The sequence below is a fragment of the Sphingopyxis sp. PET50 genome (assembly GCF_025244705.1).
Taxonomy (GTDB): Bacteria; Pseudomonadota; Alphaproteobacteria; order Sphingomonadales; family Sphingomonadaceae; genus Sphingopyxis.
Window position 1 is genome coordinate 456,742 of record NZ_CP104207.1, and the last position, 24,543, is coordinate 481,284.

A 24,543-nucleotide genomic window follows, 5' to 3' on the forward strand; every position below is an offset into this window, starting at 1 on the left:
CGCGGGCCGGAAATGCTGCCGGAAGATGAGGGCGACGAAGCCGCGCGGCGTGCGGCCCAGGAGGCGGAGACCGAGCGCCAGCGGGTCGCGGCCGAACAGCGTGCAGCGCGGGAATCCGGGGTGATGCTGCAAATCGCCGGCAACCGGGCTTCCGCCAGCCCTGTTGCGGTCCCGGCAGTGCGGGACTCCGAATTGCCGCCGATCGCGCAGACCGAGGAAGCGACCGACCCCACTGGACAGCAGCGGAAGAACGCGATGGTGGGGCGCGCCAATGAGACCGCCGATGTGAGCCCGCACAGGCTGGTCGCGCCTATCTCGCGCTGGACCTTACAGGCCGGGAGCGTCATTGCGGCCAGTCTCATCACCGGGCTTAATTCGGACCTTCCGGGACTGGTAACGGCGCAGGTCACGGAAAATGTCTATGACAGCGTGACCGGGCGAAGCCTGCTCATTCCCCATGGCTCGCGGTTGATCGGCAGTTACGATAGCGTCGTCGCCTTCGGCCAGAGCCGTGCGCTCGTCGTATGGCAGCGGATTATCCTGCCCGACGGGTCGTCGGTCCGCATCGACAATGTTCCTGCCACCGACACACAGGGCTATGCGGGCCTTTCCGACAAGATCGATCGGCACACATGGCAGCTCTTGAAGGGCGTCGCGCTGTCGACACTGCTCGGCGTCGGCACCGAATTGAGTTTCGGCAGCACCGAAAGCGATCTCGTTCGCGCTATTCGCGAGTCCGCGCAGCAGGGCGGTGCGCGTGCAGGCGACCAACTTGTCGCGCGAGGCCTTGATATCCAGCCGACCGTGCGCGTCCGTCCGGGCTGGCCGCTTCGGGTCATCGTCCACAGGGATATTGTCGTCGGGCGGGCTTGGGGAGGCGCGCGTGGCTGATCTCAAATTGCCGAAGCTGCCCGACCGCGCCCCGACCAAGCTCACCATTAGCGTGATGCCCGACCTTCACTGTGCGTTGCTCGATTATGCAGCCGTCTATGCGGATGCCTATGGTGAACAGGCCCATGTATCTGACCTCATCCCCTACATGCTCTCGGCGTTTCTCGACAATGATCGCTCATTTCAGCGGTTGCGCCGCGAACGGAGCGGAAAGGGGGGATGATGATAGCCTATGCCTCCCGTACCGGCACTCGCCGCAACCTCGATGCCCTGCGCCGCGCCGGATGGAGGCTGATGGTGTCGGCACGCGGTGCCTTGCGGACGGAGGGCTTCCGCTATGCTCTCGACAACGGAGCGTGGACCTCGTTCCAGCGCGGCGAGCCATTCGACGAAGCTGCGTTCGAGCGAGCGGTTGCCCTGCTCGGTGCCGATGCGGATTGGATCGCCGTGCCCGATATCGTCATGGGCGGCATGGCATCGCTGAAGTTTTCGCGAATGTGGCTCGCCCGGCTCCGCAATCGTCGAAGCCTTTCCAGTGCGACCTTCATGATAGCTGTCCAGAACGGGATCGCGCCAGGGCATATCCGCGACCTGACTGGCCCGCGCGTCGGGATCTTCGTCGGTGGCGATACCGAATGGAAGCTGGCGACGATGACGGGATGGGCAAGGCTCGCACACGCACGCGGCGCAATATGCCATGTCGGCCGGGTCAACAGCGCGCGGCGTATCCGGCTTTGCGCGGCGGCGGGCGTCGACAGCTTCGACGGATCGGGCGTGTCACGATTTGCCGCAGCGCTACCGCCACTCGATCTTGCGAGGCGGCAGGCCGATGTAGAAGGCTGGCTCTTGCGAGATGAAACCGCAATGAGTCCCTCCTCCTCGGGGATGCCGAAATGAGGCGAGGGATCAGTCTCGAGGAGCGCGAGCGGATCGCGGCAGAGGCGCTGGCTGCGCAAGGCGCACTGCCGACCGAACCGCTCAGCGTGCGCGTTGCTGATGCCGTGAAACTCACCGGCATTCCGCGCACGGCCCTTTATGAGCTGATCGGGGCGGGCACGATCGATACCGTAAAGATCGGCCGATCGACCTTCATTCTCTACGCGAGCCTGAAGCGCCTTTTCCAGAAATACTGAGCTGCGAACACCGTCGCGCCATTATTCCGGGCTGCAGGTCGATCTTCCGCCACGAAAATCGACGTGGATCACGTTTCCGGCGCTTCGCAGTTCGTCGAGATGATCTGACCACCATTGCGCCATCCGCACACGCTCGGCCCAATGGCTGGCTCGATTATAGGCCGCGCGAACAGGATCGGGATCGCAGTGCGCGAGTGCGCGTTCGATCGCGTCGGGATGCCACAAGCCAGATTCGTTGAGCAACGTGCTCGCCATCGCACGAAAGCCGTGCGCGGTCATTTCGTCGCCGTCGTACCCGAGCTGCCGCAGCGCGTTGTTGAGATTATTTTCGCAGATCGGCTGTCGCCAATTGTGCAGGGCGGGGAAGAGATAGTGGCTTGGATTATTGAGCGTACCGAGCTCACGAAGCAGTGCGAGGCTCTGGGACGACAGCGGCACGGCATGGGACCGGCGCATTTTCGTCCTTGCCGCGGGAATGGTCCACACGGCGTCGTCGAAATCGATGTCACTCCATTTCGCCGCCCGTAGTTCGCCCGGGCGCAAGAAAACATGCGGGGCGAGCTGAAGCGCGATCCGCGTTTCGGGGCGACCCGTATAGCTTTGGATGGCGCGAAGCAGCTCGCCAACATGTCGCGGGTCGAGGATCGCGGCGCGGTGCGTTACTTTCGGAACGATCAATGCACCGCGAAGAACCTCGGCATGGTTATGTTCGGCCCGGAGAGTCGCGATCGCGTATCGAAAGATGCGTCCAGCGAATCCGCGGGTGCGAACGGCGGTTTCGTGATGACCACGGCGTTCGATCAGCTTGAGCGCGATGAGCAGATCGTGCGGCGATACACCGCCGATCGGCATCGAACCGATGTGCGGATCGAGCAGATCCCGAAACCAGCGCAGCTTGGCAAGCGTGGCGGGGGCTTTGCCTTCGGCTTTCATCTTGTCGATATATTCATCGGCAATGGCGCGGAAGGTCGCCGTGGAGGCGACCATGGTCACGAGCTTGTTCCGTTTGGCGACAGCCGGATCAATTCCTCCCGCGAGCTGGTCGCGGGCGTCGTGGCATTTCGCGCGGGCGGTGCGCAATCCGACTTGCGGAAACTTCCCGAGCGAGAGCCTTCGCTCGCGGCCGTACAGGCGGTATCTGAAGCGCCAAAGGCGCGAGCCATTGGGTTGGATCAGCAGGAAGAGCCCGTTGCCGTCGTAGATCTTGTAGGGTTTCGAGCGTGGGCGGAGCGACCGAATCTGCCGGAGGGTCAACATGGACGTTACCTCAAGTGTCAGTTGATGGTCGTCCGATGCTGCGCGCCTATGCGCGCGAGAGCAACAATGCTGCGGCCTGGCACCGCGAACGCGCCAAAAAAGCGTTTTATTTCAATGCGTTGGATGGTGCCGCTTACAGGACTCGAACCTGTGACCCCATCATTACGAATGATGTGCTCTACCAACTGAGCTAAAGCGGCAACGAGGGGCGCCACTAGCAGCGAGACCGGATGTTGACAAGCGCCCTCTGGCATTTGTTCTTGGCTCTTGGGCGATGACCGTTTTGCCGGTCCGGTAAATTTCTGCGGCTGGTGACAGGGGATTTCGGCGGGCCGACGTCTATGATCCAATATCGCCTTGCCGCCTATCTGATTGGAGCCGGTCCCGATGACGCAATCCTTTACGCGCGAAGAGTTCTACGACCTCGTCTGGTCGAAGCCGATGACGCACCTGGCGAAGGAGTTTCGGCTTTCCGACGTCGCGCTCCACAAAATTTGCAAGAAGCATGATATTCCCAAGCCCCCGCTCGGCTGGTGGGCGAAAAAGCAGGCCGGAAAACCGGTGAAGCAGACGCCGTTACCACTCGCCGCAGAGGGCAAGGAGACCAGGATCAGCATCACCGCCGGCGAATTGCGCGGGGAACCGGAGCTTATGGCCGTCGCGCGCGAAGAGGCCCGGATCGCGGCGTCCAGCATCGACAGCGAAGCGGATGTGCCGTCCCATCCGATCATCGAGCGGACAGCCGCGAAGTTGCGGAAGGCGAAGCCCGCTGCCGGTTCTATTCTGGTGTCGGTAGAAGGTGCCGGAGTCGTTCGCACGCTGATCGGTTCCGAGTCCGTGGATCGCTTCGAGCAGGTGCTGAACCGTATCGTCGCCGCTGCGGCGACGCTCGGAATCAAATTCGAGCGCGGCGAAAAGGGCGCGGTCTTCATATGCGATGGGGAGGCGATCGGCTTTTCGGTTTCGGAACTCACGCGACGCGAGAAGCATGTGCTTACCGAGAAGGAGCAGGCGGAGTACGCCGCATGGAAGAGCAAGCGGGACCGCTATTGGGCTCGGCGAAGCACGCCGCGGGGTTGGGATGACGACGATGATGTTGATCTATTTCCACCGCGCTTTCCCGAATGGGACTATCATCCTACCGGCCAGCTCTCGTTCGAGCTCGATCAACAGCATTTCTGGAATGCGAGCCCGCGCAAATCTTTTCGTGACGCCAAGGTTCAACGTCTCGAGTTGATCGCAGGCGATATCGCGGTCGGGATTGCCGTCTATGCCGCGGCGATGAAAGCAGACCGCGTTCGCCGGGAAGAAGATGCGCGGCAACGCGAGGAGGAGAGGCGACAGCGCGAGCGGGCCGAGCGTGCAGAGCATGTCGAAAAACGCCGCTATGAAGCACTCGACAATATTCTCGATGAACTCGCTGCGCTCGAACGCCTGCGCAGCCTGGTCGGCGGCTTGCGTTCCGAACTCGCTTCGACAGCGGAAGGACGGGCCGAGGCGTTCCTTGCCTTCGCGGAGAAGCGCCTGGCGAGCCGCGAGGCAGCATTCTCGGCGGATGGGCTACAGCGGCGCTTCGAAAAGAACAGGCTCTTCGGTGACGATGACGATCATGATTTTCGCCCGTCCCGATACTATTTTTGACGCGGCTTGCGCCCGGGTGGGTCGACGTCCGTGCCCGGCCGAATCAGGCGGGCTTTTGATGCAAGGGCAGTCATTCGGGACTCGAACCACTGCACTGAATTTTATCTAGGGTATTGAACTGGGTATTAGTCATTTTAATTCGGAGAAAACTTCATAATAATCAATGTATTAGAGATAATATTTGAGTCCTCTTCTGCCATTCACCGTCCGGTGACGTCCATGGACGTTCGGGAATGTCCAGAAATTCTAGGTTTTTCAGAACTTTGTTCAGTTAAACTGTCCGTCGTCAGAACATTTGGCACAACTCGCGGCGTAAATTAGCGGAGTGCGGGCCTCGTCCTGGGGTTGATATTAAGCGGCGATCTTGCGGTGCAGCAAGCGCCGATGTTCGATGGTCTTCCGTTTGATCCTTTCGCGCTGTTTGACGATGGCATCGGCCCTGCCGAAGTAGGCGTCGGCGGGCGTCACGTTGTTCAGGCTCTCGTGGTAACGTCGGTGGTTATAATGCTCGACGAACGCTTCGATCTGAGCCTCAAGGTCACCGGGCAGGAAGTAATTTTCGAGCAGGATGCGATTCTTGAGGGTCTGATGCCAGCGCTCGATCTTGCCCTGAGTCTGGGGATGCATCGGAGCGCCGCGCACATGGCTCATCTTCCGGGCCTCGATATATTCCGCCAGTTCACCCGCGATGTAGCTCGGGCCATTATCCGACAGCAGCCGAGGCTTGTGCAGCACCGTTGCGCTGTCGCAACCCGAGGCCTCGAGCGCGAGGTCCAGCGTGTCGGTGACATCCTCGGCCCGCATGTTGGTGCACAGCTTCCAGGCGATGATGTAGCGTGAGAAGTCGTCGAGCACGGTCGACAGGTACATCCAGCCCCACCCGATGATCTTGAAGTAGGTGAAGTCGGTCTGCCACATTTCGTTCACCCGCGTGGTCTTGGTGTGGAACTGATCGGCGGCCTTGATCACGATATAGGCCGGGCTGGTGATCAGATCATGGGCCTTCAACAGACGGTAAACCGTGGCTTCCGACACGAAGTAGCGCTTCTCGTCGGTGAAGCGCACCGCCAGTTCGCGCGGTGACAGTTCGCTGTAATCCAGCGCCATCTCGACGATCTGCTGCTGGATATCGTCGCCGATGCGGTTCCACACCCGGCTCGGCGCCGATGGTCGATCTTCCAGCGCCTCCGGCCCGCCTTCGACGAAGCGATCATACCAGCGGTAGAAGGTCCGGCGAGGGATGCCCAGCTGGTCCAGCGTGCGCTTGGCGGGCAGGTGCGACTGCTCGACGATCCGGATGATCTCGAGCTTCTCGGATGCCGGATACCTCATTCGTCGTCGCCCCCATCCGCGATCATGCTTTTTTTGAGCAGGCGGTTTTCCAAGGTCAGGTCGGCAACGCATTCCTTCAGGGCTCGGGCCTCGCGGCGTAGGTCATGCACTTCGCCGGTGGTCGCAGCGCGGGCGGTGTCTCCGGCGAGGCGCCGCTTGTCGGCCTCCATGAACTCCTTCGACCAGGTGTAATACAGGCTCTGGGCGATCCCTTCCTTGCGGCACAGCTCGGCAATGCTGTCCTCGCCGCGCAAGCCTTCCAGCACGATCCGGATCTTGTCTTCGGCCGAGAAGTGCCGACGCGTCGCACGCCGGATGTCCTTCACCACCCGCTCCGCGGGAGCCTTGGGCGGCGATTTTTTTAAGGAGGATTTGGGCTTCATCTTCGTTCCTTCGTCACTACGACGAAGCCCAAATCCTCCTTAAATCACAACCTCAAATCTGTGCCATTGGCGCTGACGGCGGACAGCATAGCCCCGCCTGTCTTTTGAAGTCCGGATCCCAAACCGATCCGGCTGTCCCCGCCATCGCGGGAAATCGGGCCTGCCTGCGCCGCGCGCACAATTATCGGGCCCTTCGTCGATGACTTTTGCCGCGGCGCCATCTCATCGCGGCCATCGGCAGCGATAGCTGTCCGCGATGTCGGGATTGCCCTTGCCGTTCCACTCGGCGACCTTCGGATAGGCGCAGAGCAGGCCGCTGCGCGTTACCTGGGCGGCGCGGCGGTCCATCGGGCCGATACGGAAATTGCTCGCCGACACGCCCACAATCTGTTCGGGCGCGCGGCCGCGTTCGATCCAGGCCTCGAGCGCGGCGCCGATATCCTCCTCGGGCGTCGCCCAGGGCGGCGGTGGCGCGCCCTGGCCGAAGCTGTTGATGCCCGACCCGGCATTGCAATGCTGCATGCCGGGTACCATAAACAGCCGCATCGCCTTGTCGGCCTTGCGCCCCATGGCGGCGCGAACGCGGTCGAAATATTCGATGCTCATCTGCGGCGGAATCGCGGCGTCCCCCCAGCCGTGGTAGAGGATCAACTTGCCGCCGCGCCCGAAGAAGGCGGACAGGTCGGCGCTGTCGGCGTTGAGGATCGACCCGACACGCTGGTCGAGCAACGGGCCGTCACGGCCGAAGTCGAAATTCGCGAAGCTGGCGTCGGGCAGGCCCGCGAAGAAGCGCGGAATGCCGAGGCCGAAAACGCCGGCACCGGTCATCATCGGGTCGGTCGAGGATATCCACGGCGCCCAGCCGCCGGGCAGCGCCTCGACCCCCGCCGGGGCATAGCCGATGCGCGGCCCGCGGCTGAGCGGGGGCCCCCGCAGGATGTCGTCGAGCGCTGCGACCTGCTCGCCCGACAGGCAGGCGTCGCTGTCGGCGCCGGTGCACAGCAGCGGGCGGCTGTCGAACCGGCAGGCGCGCGGATCGCGCACCAGCCCGTCCTTCTGCCCGTCGAGCGCGTCGCACTGGGCGAGCACCGCGGACTGGATCGCGGGCAGCTTTGCCGAGCGGGATATTGGAACCCGGCGTCCGCGTCAGACTGAGCCCGTTCCAGATGAAGATCTGCGACAGGCGGGTGAAATCCCAGGCCGGGGCGCCGGCGATGATGCCGTCGTAATCCGCGGGGTAGCGCTGTGCCGCCATCAGCGCCTGGCGTCCGCCGTTCGAGCAGGAACTGAAGACCGAGTAGCGCGGGCCTTTGCCATAATAGGCCGCGATGAGCGCCTTTGCGTTGACGGCGGTCAGATGGATGGCGCGGTGACCATAGTCGATCTGCGCCTCGATGTTGCCGACGGCCCATGGCGCGGTGAAGCCGCCCGGCGAATGGCCCGTGTCGGTACTCGCGACCGCATAACCGCGCGCCGTCCCTTCGACGAGCCCGCCGCGATAGTTGATGTCGCCCGCGAAGCCGCCGTTGCCGACGCCGTGGAACTTGCCGTTCCAGCCCTCGGCCGGAAGCCAGGTTTCGAAGACGATGTTCGATCGCGGCGTGGGCCTGATCGTTCCGGTCACGCGGCAATGGGTGGGCAGGGTGATGCCCGCGCCGTCGATGTCGGCATCCTTGCCCGTATAGGGGTAGGCCGGAACGAAGACGGCCGAGGCGATCACCGTATCCGGGAGCGCCAGTCCGGCGAGCGATGTGCAGCGCTGTTCGGGCGAAGGGGCCATTGCTGCGATGGCAGGCGAGGCGATCGCCGCCGCGCCAAGGACCATTGCCGGATGAAATCGCCTCATGGCTTTTGGTTCTTTCTGTCGGAAAGGGTGGCTTGGGCGCCTTGGCTAGAAGGTCTTGCGGATGCCGAACTGGAACAAGCGGCCCAGCGTCGATCCGTTGAGCTGGCTGAAATTGGTGCGCGCCGTATTCACATAGGGCGGGCCAACGTCGAACAGATTGTCGACGTTGAGCATCAGCTGCGTCCCCGCCAGCACGCCCTGTGCGGGCAGATCCCAGGAAAAGCGCAGATCGACCGTCCGGAAGGCGCCGACCCGCGTCTGGTTGACGAGGCCCTGGATCGGAAAGCCGCCGCGATAATTATAGACGATGCGGCCGGTGAAGCCGTCGATCTTGCCGCCGAGCGTCGCGACGAAGAAGAGGCGGCCGGTGCCGTTCTTGAGCGTGTCGGTGAAGGGGCCATTGGCGCCGCCGGTCGAGAAATCGCGCTTCAGCACATAATTGCCCGCGACATCGGCCATCAGCGTCACGTTGCCGACGGGGCGGGTGTAGTTGAGGTGGAAGTCGATCCCCTCGGTCTTGAGCGCGCCGAAATTGTTGAGCCGCGCGTCGGCGAGCAGATAGGGCGAGGTGCCGACATAAAGGAGTCCGATATCCGGCACCCCGACGAGCTGCATTCCCGCGGTCGCCGCGCGCGCCTGATCGAGCGTCGGGTTGATCGTGTAGAAGGAAGCGAAATTGGGATCGGTGAACAGCGTCGCGGCCGAGATCAGCCCGATCGCATCCTTGAAATCCACCTTGTAATAGGTCGCGCTGACGAGCAGCCCCGGCGCCGCGTCGGGCCGCCAGTCGAAGCCCGCCGAAAAGGTCGTCGCGGTTTCCGGGTTCAGATTCGGATTGCCGCCGGCGAGGATGATCGTCGGGCGAAACAGGTCGGTGACCGGGCTGTCGGCGCGGCGGAAGGGGCTGATCGGCAGAATCTGCGCCTGCTGCCCGAGGCCGCTCGTCGATTCGAGCCCCGGCGCGTGGAACGAGGTGCCGTAATTGCCGCGGATCGTCAGATCCTCGAACGGCTTCCAGGTGACGCCGATCTTGGGATTGGTGGTGCTGCCGACGTCGCTGTAATCGTCGTAGCGTACCGACCCCGACAAGGTCAGGCTGCGCAGCCCCGGCACGCCGTTGGCGGAGCCGAATATCGGCACGACCAGTTCGCCGAACAGCGACTTCACGTCGCGCGCCGAATAGGCGCGGGTGACGCCGGGCGCCGAAACGGGCGTGCCGCGCGGGCCGGGGATCAGCGTCTGCTTCAGATTGTTGTAATGATATTCGGCGCCCACCGCGAGGCGGACGTCGCCGCCGCCGATCGCGAACAGTGGTCCTTCGGCGACGAGGCGCCCTTCGACCAGTTCCTGCACGCCGGTGTCGTGATTTTCGAAATCGTCGATCGCGGCGAGCACGGCGGGGTTGCTCGCGCCCGGGTCATAGGGATTGAGCGCGGTTGCGAGCGTCGTGCCCGCGAGGGCGGCGGTGACGGCGGCGGCGTTGACCAGATCCTCGTGGATTTCGCTGTGGCTGCGGCCGAAATTGCCGAGCGTGCGGAGCTGCCAGCCGCCGCCGACATCGACGTTCAGCCCGGCGGTGATTCCCGCCGACTGGAAATTCTGCCGGGTGATGTTGCTGGGTCCAAAGACGTCGGCAAAGGAGAAGGCAACGTTATGTGAAGTCTCCGCGCCGATCGGATCGAAATATGGGTTGGCGGCGGTGATCGTGCCGCTGGTCGAGGATTGCGCCGTGCGCACGGTCGTCTTGCGGCCCGACCAATAGGCCGTGGCATTGAATTCGATGCCGGGCGTCAGTTCCTGCACGAAGGACGCAAAGACGCTATGCCGCTCCTCGCGCGGATAAACGTCGATCTGCTTCGGTTCGTCGCAGCGGTTGACTGTGCCGGCGACGCGGCCGGGCAACGCATAGGTGGTCGTGCCGATCAGGATATTGCCCGGCGCACAGGCGGTGCTGCGCAGGTCCGACCCGCCCTGGTCGAGATGGTTGCTCGTCATGTAATCGCGATCGGCGCCCGAGAGGTTGCTGTGCCAGGCATAGGCATAGGCAAGGTAGAGCGAGCCGGTGCCCCAGTCCTTGCCGCGCGATGATGTCGCCGTCGGCCTGGTTATAGTCGTCGGCGAAGCCATAACGCGCGCTCGCTTCGATGCCGTTGAAGCGGCGGCGGGTGATGAAGTTGATCACGCCGCCGATCGCGTCGGAGCCATAGATGGAGGAGCCGCCGTCGGGGATGACGTCGACGCGCTCGATCGCCACCGGCGGAATGACCGTGGGATCGGCGGTCGAGGACAAGATGCCCTGGCCGACCAGGCGCCGCCCGTCGACCAGCATCAGCGTGTTCTGCCCACCGGTCGCGCCGAGGTTTCGCAGGTTGGGGAAGAATACCGGGCTGCCGCGGTCCTGGTTCGCGCGCGGCACGCTGCCAAAATAGCTGAGCTGCGGGATATTGGCGAGCAGGTCGGTCGAGGAGGAGACACCGCTTTCGACAATTTCGGCCCGATCGACACCGATCACATTGGTGCCGGTGGGCGCGATGCCGCGGATCAGCGTACCGGTGACGACGATCGTCTCATCCTGCCCTTCATTGTCCGATTGCATAGCCGCTTCTTCGCGCGACTCGGACGAAGTGTCCTGCGCGCGGACCGCCGCGGGCAGCAGCAGGGCGGCCAGCGCCGCCATGCTGGAAACGGACGATTTCAGATTGAATTTCTTAGGCATTTTATCCTCCCTCCGACGCCTTCCGATGGATGACGCTGTTTCTGATTTGGCTATGGACGTGTTCGACCTATGCCGTTATTAACCGATTGCATAATGAAAATCGCGAACCAAGGGAAGAGCGAATGCGCAGGCGGATGATCGACGTGGCCAAGGGGCGGTTCGTGGATACCCACGGGCGCGAGGTCGTACTGCGCGGCGTCAACCTGGGCGGCGACTGCAAGCTGCCCTTTCCCGACGGCGGCACCCATGTCCCGACCGACTTTTCGGATCATCGCAGCGTCAGCTTTGTTGGCTAAGCCCTTTCCGCTGGGCGAGGCGGACGCCCATCTTGCGCGCATCGCCCGCTGGGGTTTCAACTGCCTACGCCTGCTCGTCACATGGGAAGCGATCGAACATGAGGGGCCGGGCCGGTACGATGCCGCCTATCTCGACTATGTCGCAGCGGTCGCACGGCGTGCCGAGGCGCATGGCTTCGTCCTGTTCATCGACATGCACCAGGATGTGTGGAGCCGGATGACCGGCGGCGACGGGGCGCCGGGCTGGGTTTTCGGGAAGCTGGGCCTCGACTTCACGCGCTTCGACGCGGCGGGCGCGGCGAACGTCATGCAATATCGCTATGATCCCGCCGGCGCCGAGGCGCGGCAGGAGGACGCCTATCCGATGATGAGCTGGGCGCGCAACTATCGCCTGCCCGCGAACGGCCTGATCTGGACCGCCTTTTTCGCGGGGGCGCTGCTCACCCCCGAATGGCGGATCGACGGCGAGAATGTGCAGCATTATCTGCAGCGCCACTATCTGGGGGCGATGGCGGCGCTCGCCGAACGATTGACCGGCAATCCGGCGGTGATCGGCTTCGATACGCTCAATGAGCCGAGCCCCGGCTGGATCGGCCAGGCGATGAGCGCGCCGCAACTCGCCGCGACGCGCGAAGCGCCGATCCCGGTCCGTGCCGGGCCGTGCTGGACCCCCTTCGCCGCGTTGCAGGCCGCAAGCGGCCGGGCCGTGACGCTGCCGGTGCTGGCGCCGGGCGCGGACGGCGCGATGGAAATCGCCGGTGAGGAGGTCGCCAACCCCGGCGGCGTGTCGATCTGGGTTCCCGGCGCCGCAGACCCCTATGCGGTAGCGGGAGCCTGGACGGGGGCGGGTGAGGAGGCGCGCGTCCTCGATGAGGATTTCTTCCGCATTGTGGACGGGCGCGCGATCGACCCCGATACCGACCTGCTGCTCCCCTTTTTTCAGCGGATAGCCGACACTTTGCGCGCGATCGATCCCGACTGGCTGCTGTTTGCCGAGGTCAATCCTTATCAGCTTGGGCATGGGCGCGGTTTTCCCGCCGATATGCCCGAGCGCTGCGTCAATGCGAGCCATTGGTACGACGTCGGCATATTGTGGAAGAAACGTTTCGATGCCGAGGCGGGTCCGGCGGCCCTCCGCGCACGCTATATCGACGAGATCGGCGCCTTGTTCGATGCCGCCGACCCGGCGCGCGCGATGCCGCGCCTGATGGGCGAGTTCGGCATCCCCTTCGACCTGGATGAGGGGCGCGCCTATGCGCGCTGGGCGGCGGGGCGGCGTGACGAAGCCATATGGGCGCCGCATGTCGCGGCCTTGACCGCGATGTACGACGCGCTCGACGCGCTCGGCATCTCGTCGACCCAGTGGAACTATACGGCCAGCAACCGCAATGACCTGCGCATCGGCGACGGCTGGAACCAGGAGGATCTGTCGATCTTCTCGCCCGACCAGGTGGCGGACGGCGGCGACGGCGCGCGGGCGTTGAAGGGATTTGCGCGCCCCTATGTCCGCCGCGCGCAGGGGCGGATCGCCGCGATGCGCTTCGACGCGGAAACCGGCCTGTTCGAGGCCCGGATCGACGTCGATCCGGCGATCGCCGCGCCGAGCGAAATCGTGGTGCCCGAAGCGCATTTTCCCGATGACATTGCGGTGACCATCGACCCGCGCGGCGCGCTGGACCTTCGATCGCGAAAGCCGGCTGCTGCAGATCGAGGCAACCGTGCCGGGGGTGATCGCGGTCGGTGTCCGGCCTGCCGCGGGGCAGAGCGCGGTGCCGCACGAGGCCGAATATCAACGGCTTCCGCGCTGAACCGGACTCGACAAGTTCATTATGCAGGCGGATAGCTAAAGCGGATGGAAGAGGAGAGGGTCGTGAAAAATGCGATAGGCTGGTTGATGCTCGGTCTGGCCGAGCGTGGCGGCGCCCGTGGCGATGGCGCAGGACGCAGTACGCATCTCGATCGACAGTGGCGAACTGGCGGGAGTCCGGACCGGCGATGTCGTCGCCTACAAGGGCGTTCCCTATGCCGCGCCTGCCACGGGCGAGGGCCGATGGCGCGCGCCGGCGCCGACCGCCAAATGGCGGGGGGTGCGCTCCGCCGCCGACTATGGCGCCGATTGCGTCCACAGCCGCCGCGATTGGGAGGCCGACCGCGAAGGCGCGCCGATGAGCGAGGACTGCCTGTTCCTGAATGTCTGGGCGCCCGCGAAACCGGTGAGCGGCGGGGCGCCCGTGCTGTTCTGGATTCACGGCGGCAGCAACACCGCCGGATCGGGGGCGCAGCGCGCTTATGACGGCGCGAAGCTTGCGGCGCGCGGCGCGGTGGTGGTGACCTTCAACTACCGGCTCGGGCGTTTCGGCTTCTTCGCGCATCCGGCGCTGACCGCCGAGGCAGGGGACGCGCCGACAGGCAATTGGGGACTGATGGATCAACTCGCCGCGCTGCAATGGGTCAAGCGCAACATCGGCGCGTTCGGTGGCGATCCGGGCAATGTGACGATCTTCGGCGAATCGGCGGGCGGCGGCGCGGTGAACCAGATGATGGTGATCCCCGCGGCGCGCGGTCTGTTCCACAAGGCGATCGCGCAATCGGGCGGCGGACGCGATGACGGCGTGCCGCTGGCCGAAGCCGAGGCCAGGGGCGTGGCCTTTGCGAAGGGCGCGGGTATCGAGGACAACGATCTCGCCGCGCTCCGCGCCATCCCGGCCGATGTCGTGCGCGGCAATATGACCCTGCTCAATCCCGAGGCCGCGACCTATTCCGGCCCGATGGTCGACGGGCGGCTTGTGCAGGGCCGGGTCGACACCGCGTTCGTCGAGGGCTGGCAGGCGCAGGTTCCCTATATGGCGGGTGCGAACAGTCACGAGATCGGCTTCATCCCCGAAGCGATGCAGGGGATGTTCACCCTGGCACTGGGCGCTCAGCTCGGCGCGGCGCAGGCGGAGGCGAAAGCCGCCTATGCCTCGCCCGAGGATTATGAGCGTAACCTGGCGGGCGATGCGATCTTCGTCGAACCGGCGCGTTTCCTCGCCGGGCTGGCGGCGCCGAATATCAGCTATCTCTATCATTTCGACTATGTGCCGGCTGGCGAAGCGCGCGACCGACAAAGGCGCGCCGCACGGCGCCGACGTCTATTTCGTCTTCGGGAATCTGGAGGATCTGAAGGTCCCCGCGTCCGACGAGGACCGGGCGATGGCGAAGCTGATCGGCGACTATTGGGTTGCTTTCGCGCGCAGCGGCGATCCGAACGGCGCGGGCCGCCCCGCCTGGCCGCGCTTCCGGCCCGAGGGCGAGCGGCTGCGGCTCGGCGCGGACGCCACCAAGGCGGAGAGCGCCAGTTCGGGGGCGCTCGACGTGCTCGCGCGCGTCGGCGATGCGAAGCGCGGCTCGAAGCGCTGAAGCGGAGGGAAGGCGGATGAGAGTGTCGATCAAGGCGGCCTGCGCCGCGATGCTGCTGCTGCCCTCTGCCGCGCCGGCGCAGCAGGCCCCTGCCGAAGACGAACCGCGCTTCACCGTGCCGGACAGCGTCTCGCCCGAGGCCAGAGCGATCCTCGCTCCGGCGCTTGCCGCGCAGCGTCAGGCGCGCCCGCAGCGCGTGAACCTCGGCACCGATCTCTTGAGCATCCGCGCGATGGCCGAACAGGGCGCCGCAGAGCGGATGGCGGCGGTGGCGGACCGCTATCGCGTCGTTGCGACGCCGGCGACGCTCGACGGCGTGCCGGTGCTGCGGGTGGTGCCCAGGGATGCGGCGCGGGGCAAGCGCCTGCTGATCTATGTCCATGGCGGCGGATGGGCGACGGGTTCGGCGCGGTCGAGCTTTCGCACCGCGGCGATCTTCGCCGATGCGACGAAGCTGGAGGTGGTGTCGGTCGACTATGGTCTGGCTCCCGAGCAGGACTTTCGCGGCGTGACCGGACAGGTCGCGGCGGTCTATCGCGCGTTGCTCGCCGCGGGGCACGATGCATCGCGGATCGGCCTGTTCGGCGACAGTGCCGGGGGCAACATCATCCTGGGTACGACCCTGCGACTGCGTGACGAGGGGCAACCGCTCCCGGCCGCGCTCGTCGGCCTGTCGCCCTGCACCGATCTGGGCGCGGAGGGCGATACGCGGCGCACGCTCGCCGACGCCGATCCGGTACTCGACGTCCCGGAGACGCTGGAGGCGATGCGGCTTGCCTATGCGGGCGAGGATGCGGCGGCGGGGATGCTCCATCCCTGGGCGTCGCCGGTTCGCGGCGACTATCGCAAGCCCTTTCCGCCGACGCTGATCCAGGGCGGAACGCGCGAGCTTCTGCTCAGCGATTTCGTGAGGCAATATCAGGTGATGCGCGGGGCGGGGCGCGAGGCGATGCTCGACCTTTACGAGGGGATGCCGCATGTCTTCATGAGCTATCTCGCCGACACGCCCGAAGGGCGACAGGCGATCGCCACCGCGCGCGATTTCCTGCTCGCCCGGCTCGCGGCGGACTGAGCCGATGGCGATCGACAGGCTGGAGCATCTGCTCGCCCGGATGACGGTCGACGAAAAGGTCGGCCAGCTCTCCCTCTATTCGGCCGATGTCCAGTGGACCGGCGATCCGGTGAATCCCGGGATCAGCTTCGACGCGCCCGAAAAGCGGATCGACGACATTCGGGCGGGGCGGGTCACCGGGGTCTTCAACCTGCCGGGCGAGGCGCATGTACGGCGATTGCAGCGCATCGCGGTCGAGGAATCGCGGCTCGGCATTCCGCTGCTGTTCGGGGCCGACGTGATCCACGGCTTTCGTACCGCCTTTCCGGTGCCGCTTGCCGAGGCGGCAAGCTTCGAGCCCGACCTGTCGCGACGAACCGCCGAGGCATCGGCGGCCGAGGCCGCGGCGGAGGGCATCCACTGGACCTTTGCCCCGGGTGCCGATGTCTGCCGCGACGCGCGCTGGGGCAGGGCGATCGAAAGCCATGGCGAAGACCCGTTCCTCGCCGCCTCCTTCGCCGCGGCGCGCGTGCGCGGCTTCCAGGGCGATCTGTCCGACCGCCGGCATGTGATGGCGACGGTCAAGCATTTCGCCGCATATGGCGCGGCCGAGGCGGGGCTCGATTACAATACGGCGGAGCTGTCGCCGACGACGCTCGCCGAGGTGTATCTGCCGCCCTATCGCGCCGCGCTGGCGGCGGGAGCGGGGGCGGTGATGACCGCGTTCAACGATATCGACGGGGTGCCGTGCAGCGCCAACGCGAAGCTGCTGACCGGCCTGCTGCGCGATCAATGGGGGTTCGAGGGCTTCACCGTTTCCGATTTCAATTCGGATCGCGAGGTGATCGCCCACGGGCTCGCCGAGACCCCGCGCGAAGCGGCGCGGCTCTGCTTCCTCGCCGGGCTCGACATGTGCATGGGCAGCGGCCTTTACGCCGACCATCTTGCGGAGCTTGTCAGCGTGGGCGACGTGCTGCGGCGGCGGCGCTCGACGCGGCCGTTATGCGCGTGCTGAAGGCGAAGGACGCGCTGGGACTGTTCGACGAACCCTATCGCGGGATCGGTGAGGCGGCGGATCGCTCGGCAGCGCGGGCGCTGGCGCGCGATGCGGCAACGCGCTGCCCGGTGCTGCTGCGGAACGAAGGCGGCCTCCTGCCGCTGAAGCGTGGCACCAAGATCGCGCTGATCGGGCCGTTCGGCGACGACAAGGCGCATCTGAACGGTGCATGGGCGCTGTTCAGCGACGGGCGGGATTCGGAAAGCCTTGCCGAAGGGCTGACGGACGCCATCGACGCGGACCTGCTGCGCGTCGAGGCGGGATCGGAGATCGAAGGGCCGATTCGCGGCGGCTTCGCGGCCGCCGAGCGCGCGGCGCTGTGGGCCGATGTCGTGGTGCTTGCGCTTGGCGAGGGGCAGCATATGTCGGCGGAATCGCGTTCGCGAACCGATCCGGCGGTTCCCGCGGTGCAGATGGAACTCGCGCGGGCGATGCGGCGAACGGGCAAGCCGCTGGTGACCCTGTTGCGCACCGGACGTCCGTTGGTGATTCCCGAACTCGCCGGTTTGTCGGATGCGCTGCTCGTGACCTGGTTCCTCGGCGCCGCGACGGGAAGCGCGGTTGCCGATCTCCTGCTCGGCCGCGCCGCGCCGAGCGGGCGATTGCCGATGAGCTTTCCGCGCCACGTCGGGCAGCTTCCGATCTATTATGCGCGCAAGCCGACCGGCAGGCCACCGGGCGACGTGCCGGGTCCCTTCACCGCGCGCTATATCGACGCGGCGCCGGGCCCGCTTTTCCCCTTTGGCTTCGGGCTCGGATATGGCCGGGCGGATTATGGCGCGGTGCGGCTCGACAGCGCGGTTCTGCCCTGGGACGGCGAGATCAGGGCGTCGTGCATCCTGTGCGAAACGCGCGGGGTCGCGGTCGAGGATACGGCGCAACTCTACATTCGCGACATCGCCTCGATGCCCGTGCGGCCCGGGCGCGAGCTCAAGGGATTTCGCAAGCTTGCGGTTCCGGCAGGCGGCATGGCGAAGGTCGATTTCGGCATCACGCGCTCGCTGTTGGCGCGGGCCGACGGCACGGTCGAACCCGGCGCGTTCGATCTTTGGATCGCGCCGCATGCCGAGGCCGGCGAGCCGGTGCGTTTCGTGCTGGAGGCACCGTGATGGAAACCCGGCTCGGCTGGAGACGCACGATCGCCTTTGGTTCGGGCGACTTCGCCTTCAACCTTTACTGGCAGAGCCTCTCGCTCTTTCTGCTCTTCTATTATACCGAGGCGGTCGGGCTTTCGCCGCAGCGGCGGCGGGTCTGCTCTATATGACCGCGTCGATCTGGGACGGGATCGTCGATCCGCTGATCGGCGTGGCGGCCGACCGGACGCGGACCCGCTGGGGGCGCTATCGCCCGTGGCTGCTGCTGGGCGCGGTGCCGCTTGCGCTCGGCTTTTGCCTTCTCTACTGGCCGCCGCCCTTTGAGGGAGCGACGCTTGTCGCGGTGGTGATGGCGGCGCACTTCCTTTTTCGCAGCCTCTATGCGGCGGTGAACGTCCCCTATGTCGCGCTGACGGCACAGATTACGCGCAGCGGCGCCGATCGCGCGAATATCGCGGGGGCGCGCCTGGTGTTCAGCACTTGCGCCGGCGTGATCGTCGCGCTCGCGACGCCGCGCATCGCAACCTGGGTGACGGGCAGCCCCGACGGCGCGCGGGGCTATTTCGCCGCCGCCGCCGTCTTCGCGCTGCTTGCGACGCCGATCCTCTTCTTCGTCTTTTTGACGACGCGCGAAGGCGCGGGCGCCGCCGCCGCGCACCGCCCGGCGTCGTGGGCGGAACGCCGCGCGGTGCTGTGCAACCGCGCCTTCTGGACCGTGGTGCTGGCGGGGACGCTGTTCGTCGCCTGCTACACCGCCTTCGCCAAATCGCTGCTCTATTACTTCAAATATGTGCTCGAGGCGCCGGACGCCGGGCCGACCGCGCTGGCGCTCGCCGGGGCGAGCGGGCTGGTCGCGGTGCCGGCGTGGATGTTCGCCGCGCGCTTCGCCGCCAAGCGGACGATCTGGCTGATCGGCTGCGGCCTGTTCGGCGCGGGGTTGGTGCTTTTCGGTCTGCTGCGCTTCGACGCGGTGTGGCAGATGAATATCTTCGTCGTCGCGATGCAGGCGGCCTTTCTCGGCATCGTCTTCGCCTATTGGGGGATGCTGCCCGACACGGTCGAATATGGCGAGTGGCGTACCGGGCTGCGCAGCGAGGGTCTGCTCTTCGGACTCGCGCTGCTGTTCCAGAAGGTGGCGCTGGGCGTCGGGGCGGGGCTGTTCGGCGTGGCACTGGGTAGCGTCGGTTTCGTCGCCAACCGGCATCAGAGCGCCGCGACGATCGAGGGCATCCGCACGATCATGGTGCTGATCCCGCTCGCCGGCGTCGGCCTGTCGGCGGCGCTCATCTTTCTCAACCCGCTCCGGCGCGGCGTCCACGACCGCATCGTCGCCGAGATCGCTGCCCGCCGCGAAGGAGAAACGATATGAGCATCCGCACCTTCGCGATCGCCCTCGTCCTTCCCCTGATGCTGGCGTCGGCCGCGGCGCAGCCGTCCGATCCGGTGCGCGAAGGATTCGAAGAACCGCCGCACGAGGCGCGACCGTGGCTGTGGTGGCACTGGATGGACGGCAACGTCACCTCCGAGGGCATCGACCGCGATCTTGCCTGGTTCGAGCAGATCGGGATCGGTGGCTTCCAATTGTTCGACGTCGCGCAGCCAGGCGTGCCGCAACTGGTCGACCGGCGGTTGATCTATATGCACCCCGACTGGCAGGCCGCGTTCCACCGAGCGATCGCCGGAGCGGCGGCGCGCGGCATCGAGGCGGGCATCGCTTCCTCCCCCGGCTGGAGCGAGACCGGCGGCCCGTGGGTCGCGCCCGAGGACGCGATGAAGAAGCTGGTGTGGGGCGAGACGCTGATCGAAGGCGGTCGACGCTTCACCGGCCGCCTCGCGCCGCCGCCGGGGGTGCCCGGCCCGTTCCAGGATATCGCCCGGAACGACGAGGCGAAGGCCACCGCCTTCTATCGCGACGTCGCCCTGCTCGCCTGGCGTGTGCCCGCCGACGCCGTGCCTTTGCCCGAGGCGCGGGTCAGCGCGAGCGGCGGGACGCTCGACGCCGCGTTGCTCACCGGCCCGGCGCTCGAGCGCGCGCCGGGCGTCGTGCTGCCGCTCGCTGCCGCATCCCCGCAATGGATCCGCTTCGACTATGACCGGCCGCAGACGATCCGCTCGGTGGTGGTCGGGCTGACGCGGCCCGGGCCGTTCGATGTCGCGCCGCTGGCGACGCTGGAAGCGAGCGACGACGGCGCGCATTTCCGGCCCGTCCGCGACCTGCCGTTATCGGCCTTTCACCAGGGCACGATTTCCTTTCCGGCGGTAACGGCGCGCAGCTTTCGCGTGGTCTTCCGGCCATGCGGCGGGGATGGGCAATCTGTGGCGCCGCGTGCTCAACCTCCGTGCGCCGGGGATCGCCAACACGCGCTATGACAGTCCGCCGCCGGTGCAGGATGTGCGGCTGCAACGCCTGATGCTGTTGCCCGACGCGCGGGTGACGCGTTTCGAGGAAAAGGCGGGTTTTGCCGCCGCCCCCGATTATTATGCGCTTGCGACGCCTGAGGCTGGTGCGGGATCGACGATTCCGCTTTCGGAAGTCGTAGACCTCACCGCGCGGCTGAAGCCGGACGGGATGCTCGACTGGACCCCGCCGCCGGGCCGATGGCAGGTGCTGCGCCTCGGCTACTCGCTGACCGGCGCGGTCAACGCCCCCGCGCCCGCCGAAGCGACGGGCTATGAGGTCGACAAGCTCGATGCAGGGGCGGTCGCCGCCTATATGGGGCGCTATCTCGACACCTATCGCGCCGCGTTGCCGCCCGACCTGGTCGGCGCGCGCGGGGTCACCACCATTCTCAACGACAGCATCGAGGTCGGCAGCCAGAACTGGACCCCGGCGATGATCGCCGCGTTCAAGGCGCGCCGTGGCTATGATCCGACGCCATGGCTTCCCGCGCTGACCGGCCGGATCGTCGGCAGCGCCGAGGCGAGCGACCGCTTCCTGTGGGATTATCGTGCGACGATCGCCGACCTGCTCGCCGCGAACCATTATGGACAGGTCGCGGCCAGCGCGCGCGCCGCGGGCCTCCGCATTCGGGCCGAAGCGCTCGAGGATCACCGCCCGGCACTGGGCGACGACATGGCGATGCGTTCGCACGCCGACGAGCCCGCGGGCGCGATCTGGGCGCCGAACGAGACCAGCGGCTTCGAGGCGACGTCGATTGCCGACCTCAAGGGCGCGGCGTCGGTCGCGCATCTTTACGGCCGCGATCCGGTCGCCGCCGAGGCGTTCACCTCCGCACTCGCGCCGTGGACGGGCTCGCCGCGCCGGCTGAAGCGCGTCGCCGACACCGCCTTCGCGCTGGGCGTTACGCGCCTGATGCTGCACAGCACGGTGCACCAGCCGGTCGAGGGCAAGCTGCCCGGGCTGACGCTCGGCATCTTCGGCCAATATTTCAATCGCAACGAAACCTGGGCGGGGCAGGCGCGCGCCTGGACCGACTATCTCGCACGGTCGCAATATCTGCTCCGCCAGGGGCGTTATGTCGCCGACATCGCCTATTTTTACGGCGAGGAAGCGCCGCTGACCGGGCTCTATGGCGAGCATGAGGTTGCCGACATACCCCCCGGCCACGCTTTCGACTTCGTCAACGCCGACGCGCTGCTCGACCTGTTGCAGGTTCGCGACGGGCGGCTGGTTACGCCTTCGGGGATGGAATATCGCGTGCTCCAGCTCGGCGGGACGTCGTCGCGCATGACACTGAAAATATTACGCAAGATCGCTGCATTGGCCGATGCCGGCGCGGTGGTGATCGGCGCGCGGCCCGTTGCCTCGCCCAGCCTCGCTGACGATCCCGCCGAATATGAGCGGCTGACTGCGCGGCTATGGGGCGGGGGCAGGATATGGGACATGCCGGCCGCCGAGGCGCTGGCGCGCGCGGGTATCGCGCCCGACTGGCGGGTCGCCGGCGATACCGTGCCGCTGCGCGTGCTCCATCGCGTCTCCGGCGAGCGCGACATCTATTTCCTCGCCAGCGGCGCACGCGGGGCCGTGCGGACCGAAATATCGTTCCGGGTGGCTGGGCGCGTTCCCGAATTGTGGGATGCCGACAGCGGCGCGGTGACGACGCTGCCCCATCGCGTGGAGGAGGGGCGGACCATTGTGCCCCTGGCCTTCGACCCCGACGGTGCGGCCTTCGTCGTCTTCGGCGAGGGCGAGGGGGCGGCGGCCACGGCGGCCGCCCCGCGCGAAGAACTGCTGCGCGACCTGTCGAAGGGCTGGATGCTCCGCTTTCAGGCGGAACGCGGCGGTCCCGAAGCCGCGATCGCCGCCGATGCCGGATCGTGGAGCGACAGCGCCGATCCGCGTATCCGCTATTTCTCCGGCACCGGCACCTACAGCCGCGAGATCGCCCTGGCACGCCGCGACCTCGGCACAGGGCGCCTGCTCCTCGATCTCGGAGAGGTCGGCGAACTGGCCGATGTCGTCGTCAATGGCCGGTCGCTTCGTACGCTGTGGAAGCCGCCCTATCGGCTCGACATCACCGACGCGCTGGTTCCCGGCGCCAACCGGATCGAGCTTCGTGTCACCAACCTGTGGGTCAACCGGCTGATCGGCGATGCCCAGCCGGGGGCGGAGAAGCGAACCTTTACCACCACGGTCGGCTATCGTGCCGATGCGCCGCTGATGCCGTCGGGCCTGATCGGTCCGGTGCGGCTGGTGCAGCCGGCAATAGGGGCATTCGCTATTCAGATGCATAATGACTTGATGTCCCGTCGATCTGCGGGCACCGGGGATGTTCGGGCCACAGCAACGGGACATCGACCTTGAACATGCGCGCGCGGCAGAAGGAAGCCACCAAGGCGAATATATTGGAAGCGGCGCTGCACGAATTTTCGACGCATGGCTTCGAGGGCACCTCGACGCGCGCCATCGCGGACCTGGCGGGCGTCCACCATGCGCTGATCAAATATCATTTCCAGAACAAGGAAACGCTGTGGCGCGAGGCGGTGACCTTTCTGTTCGAACGCCAGCTCGGCGAGATCGCCCATTCGCCGAAGCTGGAGGATTATGAGGACAAGAAGGACTATGCGCGCGACATGCTGCGCCAGCGTGTCCATTATTGGGCGCAGCATCCCGAACATGCGCGGCTGATGGTGCAGGAAAGCTGCCGCGACACCGAACGGTTCCGCTGGATGGTCGACACCTTCATCGTCCGCACCAGCCGCTCGTCGGGCGCTTTCGTCCAGTGGCTGCAGGACGAGGGGCTGGTGCCGCCCGCGTCGCTGCCGGCGCTCGTCTATATCCTCGTCGGCGGCGCGCAGCTTTTCTATACGCTGGCACCCGAGGTGCAGCGCGTCTGGGGCGTCGATCCAACCAACAAGGCCGCGATCGACGCCCATATCGACGCGCTGGTGCGGCTGGTGATCCGCTGACCCGTCAGCCCTGCGCGTTGCCGTAGCCGATCACCACGGTCGACAGCATCAGCACGCCGATCCCGAACCAGACGAGCGTGCGCGTCCGCGAGCTTGCGGGCGCCCACTCGCGCAGCGCGAAGCCCCACAGGGTCGAAAAGAGGATGATGCTCGCCATGTGCAGCGTCCAGCTGGAGAAGCCGAAGCGCCCCATCTGGCTTTCGCCCATCGTGTAGAAGAAGAACTGGAAATACCAGAGCGTCCCGCCGAGCGCCGCGAGCGCATAATTTCTCGCGAGCGGCGGACGTTCGCTCGTGCCGCGTACCGGCGCGCCGACGAATTCGCGCGCGCTGCGGTTGCGGGCGATCAGGATCGCGCACCAGACGAGGTTGGTGGTGAGCCCGCCGAGCAGCACGACGCACAGCACCGGCAGCCCCTGCCACAGCGGATCGGTTCCGGCGCGCAGCGTCAGGTCGCGGATCGGCTGGCCCGCATCGAGGCCCCAGGCGAAGCAGCCCGACATGATGCCCGAGAAGACCGCGATGGCGAGCCCCTTGCGCAGGTCGAACTCGCCGGCGTCGGGCGCCGCGTCCGCGCCGCCCATCTCGCGTTCCTTGCGGCGGCCCGCCTGCGCGACGAGGATGATGCCGGCAAGCGTGATCGCGATGCCGATGAAGACGATCCGCCCGGCGTCGGTCGCGGCAAGCTCACCCAGCGTGCCGCGAAAGACCGGCGGCCCCATCGTCCCGATCACCGTGGTCAGCCCCAGCGCCACCGCCATGCCGAGCGACAGGCCGAGATAGCGCATGGTGAGGCCGAAGGTCAGCCCGCCGAGTCCCCACATAGCGCCCCAGAACCAGCACCAGAACCAGATGTCGCCGGGTGTTGCCGCGAGCACGCCCGGCAGGTCGTGTGTCTGGATTCCGGCGAGCAGCCAGGGCGCGAACAGCCAGGAGAAGATGCCGCCGGTGATCCAGAAGATTTCCCACGACCAGCCGCGGATACGCTTGTAGGGCACGTAGAAGCTGGCAGAGGACAGCCCGCCCAGCCAGTGAAAGAACACGCCGAGCAGCGGGTTCGCGTCCATAATCCTCTCCT

At 66.2% G+C, this 24,543-nt stretch carries 22 protein-coding genes, 1 tRNA gene and 2 pseudogenes; 17 read left to right on the forward strand and 8 right to left on the reverse strand.

Features of this window, described 5'->3' with window-relative positions; translation table 11 throughout:
• Positions 1 to 12: 12 nt before the first annotated feature.
• Genes N0A20_RS02450 through N0A20_RS02465 form a run of 4 tightly spaced genes read left to right on the forward strand, consistent with a single transcriptional unit; the run spans position 13 to position 2,024 of the window.
• Complete coding sequence (locus N0A20_RS02450; RefSeq protein WP_312846589.1) at positions 13 to 891, forward strand: TrbI/VirB10 family protein; 879 nt, start codon at positions 13 to 15, stop codon at positions 889 to 891.
• The gene (locus N0A20_RS02455; protein ID WP_260582446.1) at positions 884 to 1,114 is read left to right on the forward strand and encodes a DUF2274 domain-containing protein; all 231 of its coding nucleotides are present in this window, start codon (positions 884 to 886) and stop codon (positions 1,112 to 1,114) included. Before N0A20_RS02450 ends, N0A20_RS02455 begins: the two co-directional genes overlap by 8 nt.
• A complete protein-coding gene (locus N0A20_RS02460; RefSeq protein WP_260582448.1) occupies positions 1,111 to 1,788 on the forward strand; it encodes a hypothetical protein in 678 nt (225 codons plus the stop codon). The genes N0A20_RS02455 and N0A20_RS02460 overlap by 4 nt, the downstream gene beginning before the upstream one ends.
• The gene (locus N0A20_RS02465) at positions 1,785 to 2,024 is read left to right on the forward strand and encodes a helix-turn-helix domain-containing protein (RefSeq protein ID WP_312846590.1); all 240 of its coding nucleotides are present in this window, start codon (positions 1,785 to 1,787) and stop codon (positions 2,022 to 2,024) included. Before N0A20_RS02460 ends, N0A20_RS02465 begins: the two co-directional genes overlap by 4 nt.
• A 21-nt stretch (positions 2,025 to 2,045) precedes the next feature.
• Here N0A20_RS02465 and N0A20_RS02470 read toward each other — a convergent pair whose 3' ends face one another.
• Positions 2,046 to 3,281 (reverse strand): phage integrase central domain-containing protein, encoded by a 1,236-nt coding sequence (locus N0A20_RS02470; protein WP_260582449.1) that lies wholly within the window; start codon positions 3,279 to 3,281, stop codon positions 2,046 to 2,048.
• Positions 3,282 to 3,405: 124 nt separating this feature from the next.
• Positions 3,406 to 3,481 (reverse strand) — tRNA-Thr (locus N0A20_RS02475).
• Positions 3,482 to 3,668: 187 nt separating this feature from the next.
• Here N0A20_RS02475 and N0A20_RS02480 point away from each other — a divergent pair.
• Positions 3,669 to 4,922, forward strand: coding sequence for a hypothetical protein (locus tag N0A20_RS02480; RefSeq protein ID WP_260582450.1), 1,254 nt, complete (start codon positions 3,669 to 3,671; stop codon positions 4,920 to 4,922).
• Between the two features lie 351 nt (positions 4,923 to 5,273).
• On the opposite strand, the gene N0A20_RS02485 is transcribed toward N0A20_RS02480, so the two are convergent.
• The 5 genes and pseudogenes from N0A20_RS02485 to N0A20_RS19965 all read right to left on the reverse strand — a co-directional run bounded on the left by N0A20_RS02485 (position 5,274) and on the right by N0A20_RS19965 (position 11,199).
• Positions 5,274 to 6,637 (reverse strand): IS3 family transposase gene (locus N0A20_RS02485; RefSeq protein ID WP_260582452.1). Its coding sequence is split into 2 segments (ribosomal slippage): positions 5,274 to 6,287 and positions 6,290 to 6,637, totalling 1,362 coding nucleotides; the frame shifts between segments, so codons are not numbered across the junction.
• 222 nt (positions 6,638 to 6,859) lie between these two features.
• Positions 6,860 to 7,726 (reverse strand): tannase/feruloyl esterase family alpha/beta hydrolase, encoded by an 867-nt coding sequence (locus tag N0A20_RS02490; RefSeq protein WP_409574714.1) that lies wholly within the window; start codon positions 7,724 to 7,726, stop codon positions 6,860 to 6,862.
• A 124-nt stretch (positions 7,727 to 7,850) separates the two neighbouring features.
• Positions 7,851 to 8,483 (reverse strand): annotated as a pseudogene (locus N0A20_RS20430) (tannase/feruloyl esterase family alpha/beta hydrolase); the annotation flags it as partial.
• Between the two features lie 45 nt (positions 8,484 to 8,528).
• On the reverse strand, positions 8,529 to 10,286 hold the full coding sequence (locus tag N0A20_RS02495; protein ID WP_312846631.1) for a TonB-dependent receptor domain-containing protein: 1,758 nt from the start codon (positions 10,284 to 10,286) through the stop codon (positions 8,529 to 8,531).
• A gap of 16 nt (positions 10,287 to 10,302) precedes the next feature.
• Positions 10,303 to 11,199 (reverse strand): TonB-dependent receptor plug domain-containing protein, encoded by an 897-nt coding sequence (locus tag N0A20_RS19965; protein WP_312846591.1) that lies wholly within the window; start codon positions 11,197 to 11,199, stop codon positions 10,303 to 10,305.
• 122 nt (positions 11,200 to 11,321) lie between these two features.
• On the opposite strand from N0A20_RS19965, the gene N0A20_RS02505 reads away from it, so the two are divergent.
• From N0A20_RS02505 to N0A20_RS02555, 12 genes and pseudogenes are all read left to right on the forward strand, one after another.
• Complete coding sequence (locus N0A20_RS02505) at positions 11,322 to 11,495, forward strand: hypothetical protein (protein ID WP_260582454.1); 174 nt, start codon at positions 11,322 to 11,324, stop codon at positions 11,493 to 11,495.
• Complete coding sequence (locus N0A20_RS02510; RefSeq protein WP_260582455.1) at positions 11,488 to 13,338, forward strand: cellulase family glycosylhydrolase; 1,851 nt, start codon at positions 11,488 to 11,490, stop codon at positions 13,336 to 13,338. The genes N0A20_RS02505 and N0A20_RS02510 overlap by 8 nt, the downstream gene beginning before the upstream one ends.
• Before the next feature lie 88 nt (positions 13,339 to 13,426).
• Positions 13,427 to 14,317 (forward strand): annotated as a pseudogene (locus tag N0A20_RS20435) (carboxylesterase/lipase family protein); the annotation flags it as partial.
• A 253-nt stretch (positions 14,318 to 14,570) separates the two neighbouring features.
• Positions 14,571 to 14,894: a carboxylesterase family protein gene (locus N0A20_RS20440; protein ID WP_409574761.1), complete on the forward strand. Its 324-nt coding sequence runs from the start codon at positions 14,571 to 14,573 to the stop codon at positions 14,892 to 14,894.
• 22 nt (positions 14,895 to 14,916) lie between these two features.
• On the forward strand, positions 14,917 to 15,966 hold the full coding sequence (locus N0A20_RS02520; protein ID WP_260582457.1) for an alpha/beta hydrolase: 1,050 nt from the start codon (positions 14,917 to 14,919) through the stop codon (positions 15,964 to 15,966).
• A 4-nt stretch (positions 15,967 to 15,970) separates the two neighbouring features.
• On the forward strand, positions 15,971 to 16,960 hold the full coding sequence (locus N0A20_RS02525) for a glycoside hydrolase family 3 N-terminal domain-containing protein (RefSeq protein ID WP_260582458.1): 990 nt from the start codon (positions 15,971 to 15,973) through the stop codon (positions 16,958 to 16,960).
• Positions 16,948 to 18,111, forward strand: coding sequence for a glycoside hydrolase family 3 C-terminal domain-containing protein (locus tag N0A20_RS02530; RefSeq protein ID WP_260582459.1), 1,164 nt, complete (start codon positions 16,948 to 16,950; stop codon positions 18,109 to 18,111). Before N0A20_RS02525 ends, N0A20_RS02530 begins: the two co-directional genes overlap by 13 nt.
• The gene (locus N0A20_RS02535; protein ID WP_260582460.1) at positions 18,111 to 18,266 is read left to right on the forward strand and encodes a hypothetical protein; all 156 of its coding nucleotides are present in this window, start codon (positions 18,111 to 18,113) and stop codon (positions 18,264 to 18,266) included. Before N0A20_RS02530 ends, N0A20_RS02535 begins: the two co-directional genes overlap by 1 nt.
• On the forward strand, positions 18,263 to 19,465 hold the full coding sequence (locus N0A20_RS02540) for an MFS transporter (RefSeq protein WP_260582461.1): 1,203 nt from the start codon (positions 18,263 to 18,265) through the stop codon (positions 19,463 to 19,465). The genes N0A20_RS02535 and N0A20_RS02540 overlap by 4 nt, the downstream gene beginning before the upstream one ends.
• Positions 19,462 to 20,466, forward strand: coding sequence for a glycosyl hydrolase (locus N0A20_RS02545; RefSeq protein WP_260582462.1), 1,005 nt, complete (start codon positions 19,462 to 19,464; stop codon positions 20,464 to 20,466). The genes N0A20_RS02540 and N0A20_RS02545 overlap by 4 nt, the downstream gene beginning before the upstream one ends.
• Positions 20,402 to 22,861, forward strand: coding sequence for a glycosyl hydrolase (locus N0A20_RS02550; protein WP_260582464.1), 2,460 nt, complete (start codon positions 20,402 to 20,404; stop codon positions 22,859 to 22,861). Before N0A20_RS02545 ends, N0A20_RS02550 begins: the two co-directional genes overlap by 65 nt.
• Positions 22,862 to 22,863: 2 nt before the next feature.
• Positions 22,864 to 23,466 (forward strand): TetR/AcrR family transcriptional regulator, encoded by a 603-nt coding sequence (locus tag N0A20_RS02555; protein ID WP_260582465.1) that lies wholly within the window; start codon positions 22,864 to 22,866, stop codon positions 23,464 to 23,466.
• 4 nt (positions 23,467 to 23,470) lie between these two features.
• Here the strand turns inward: N0A20_RS02555 and rhaT are convergent, their stop codons facing one another.
• Positions 23,471 to 24,532: an L-rhamnose/proton symporter RhaT gene (gene rhaT, locus N0A20_RS02560; RefSeq protein WP_260582466.1), complete on the reverse strand. Its 1,062-nt coding sequence runs from the start codon at positions 24,530 to 24,532 to the stop codon at positions 23,471 to 23,473.
• Positions 24,533 to 24,543 lie beyond the last annotated feature (11 nt).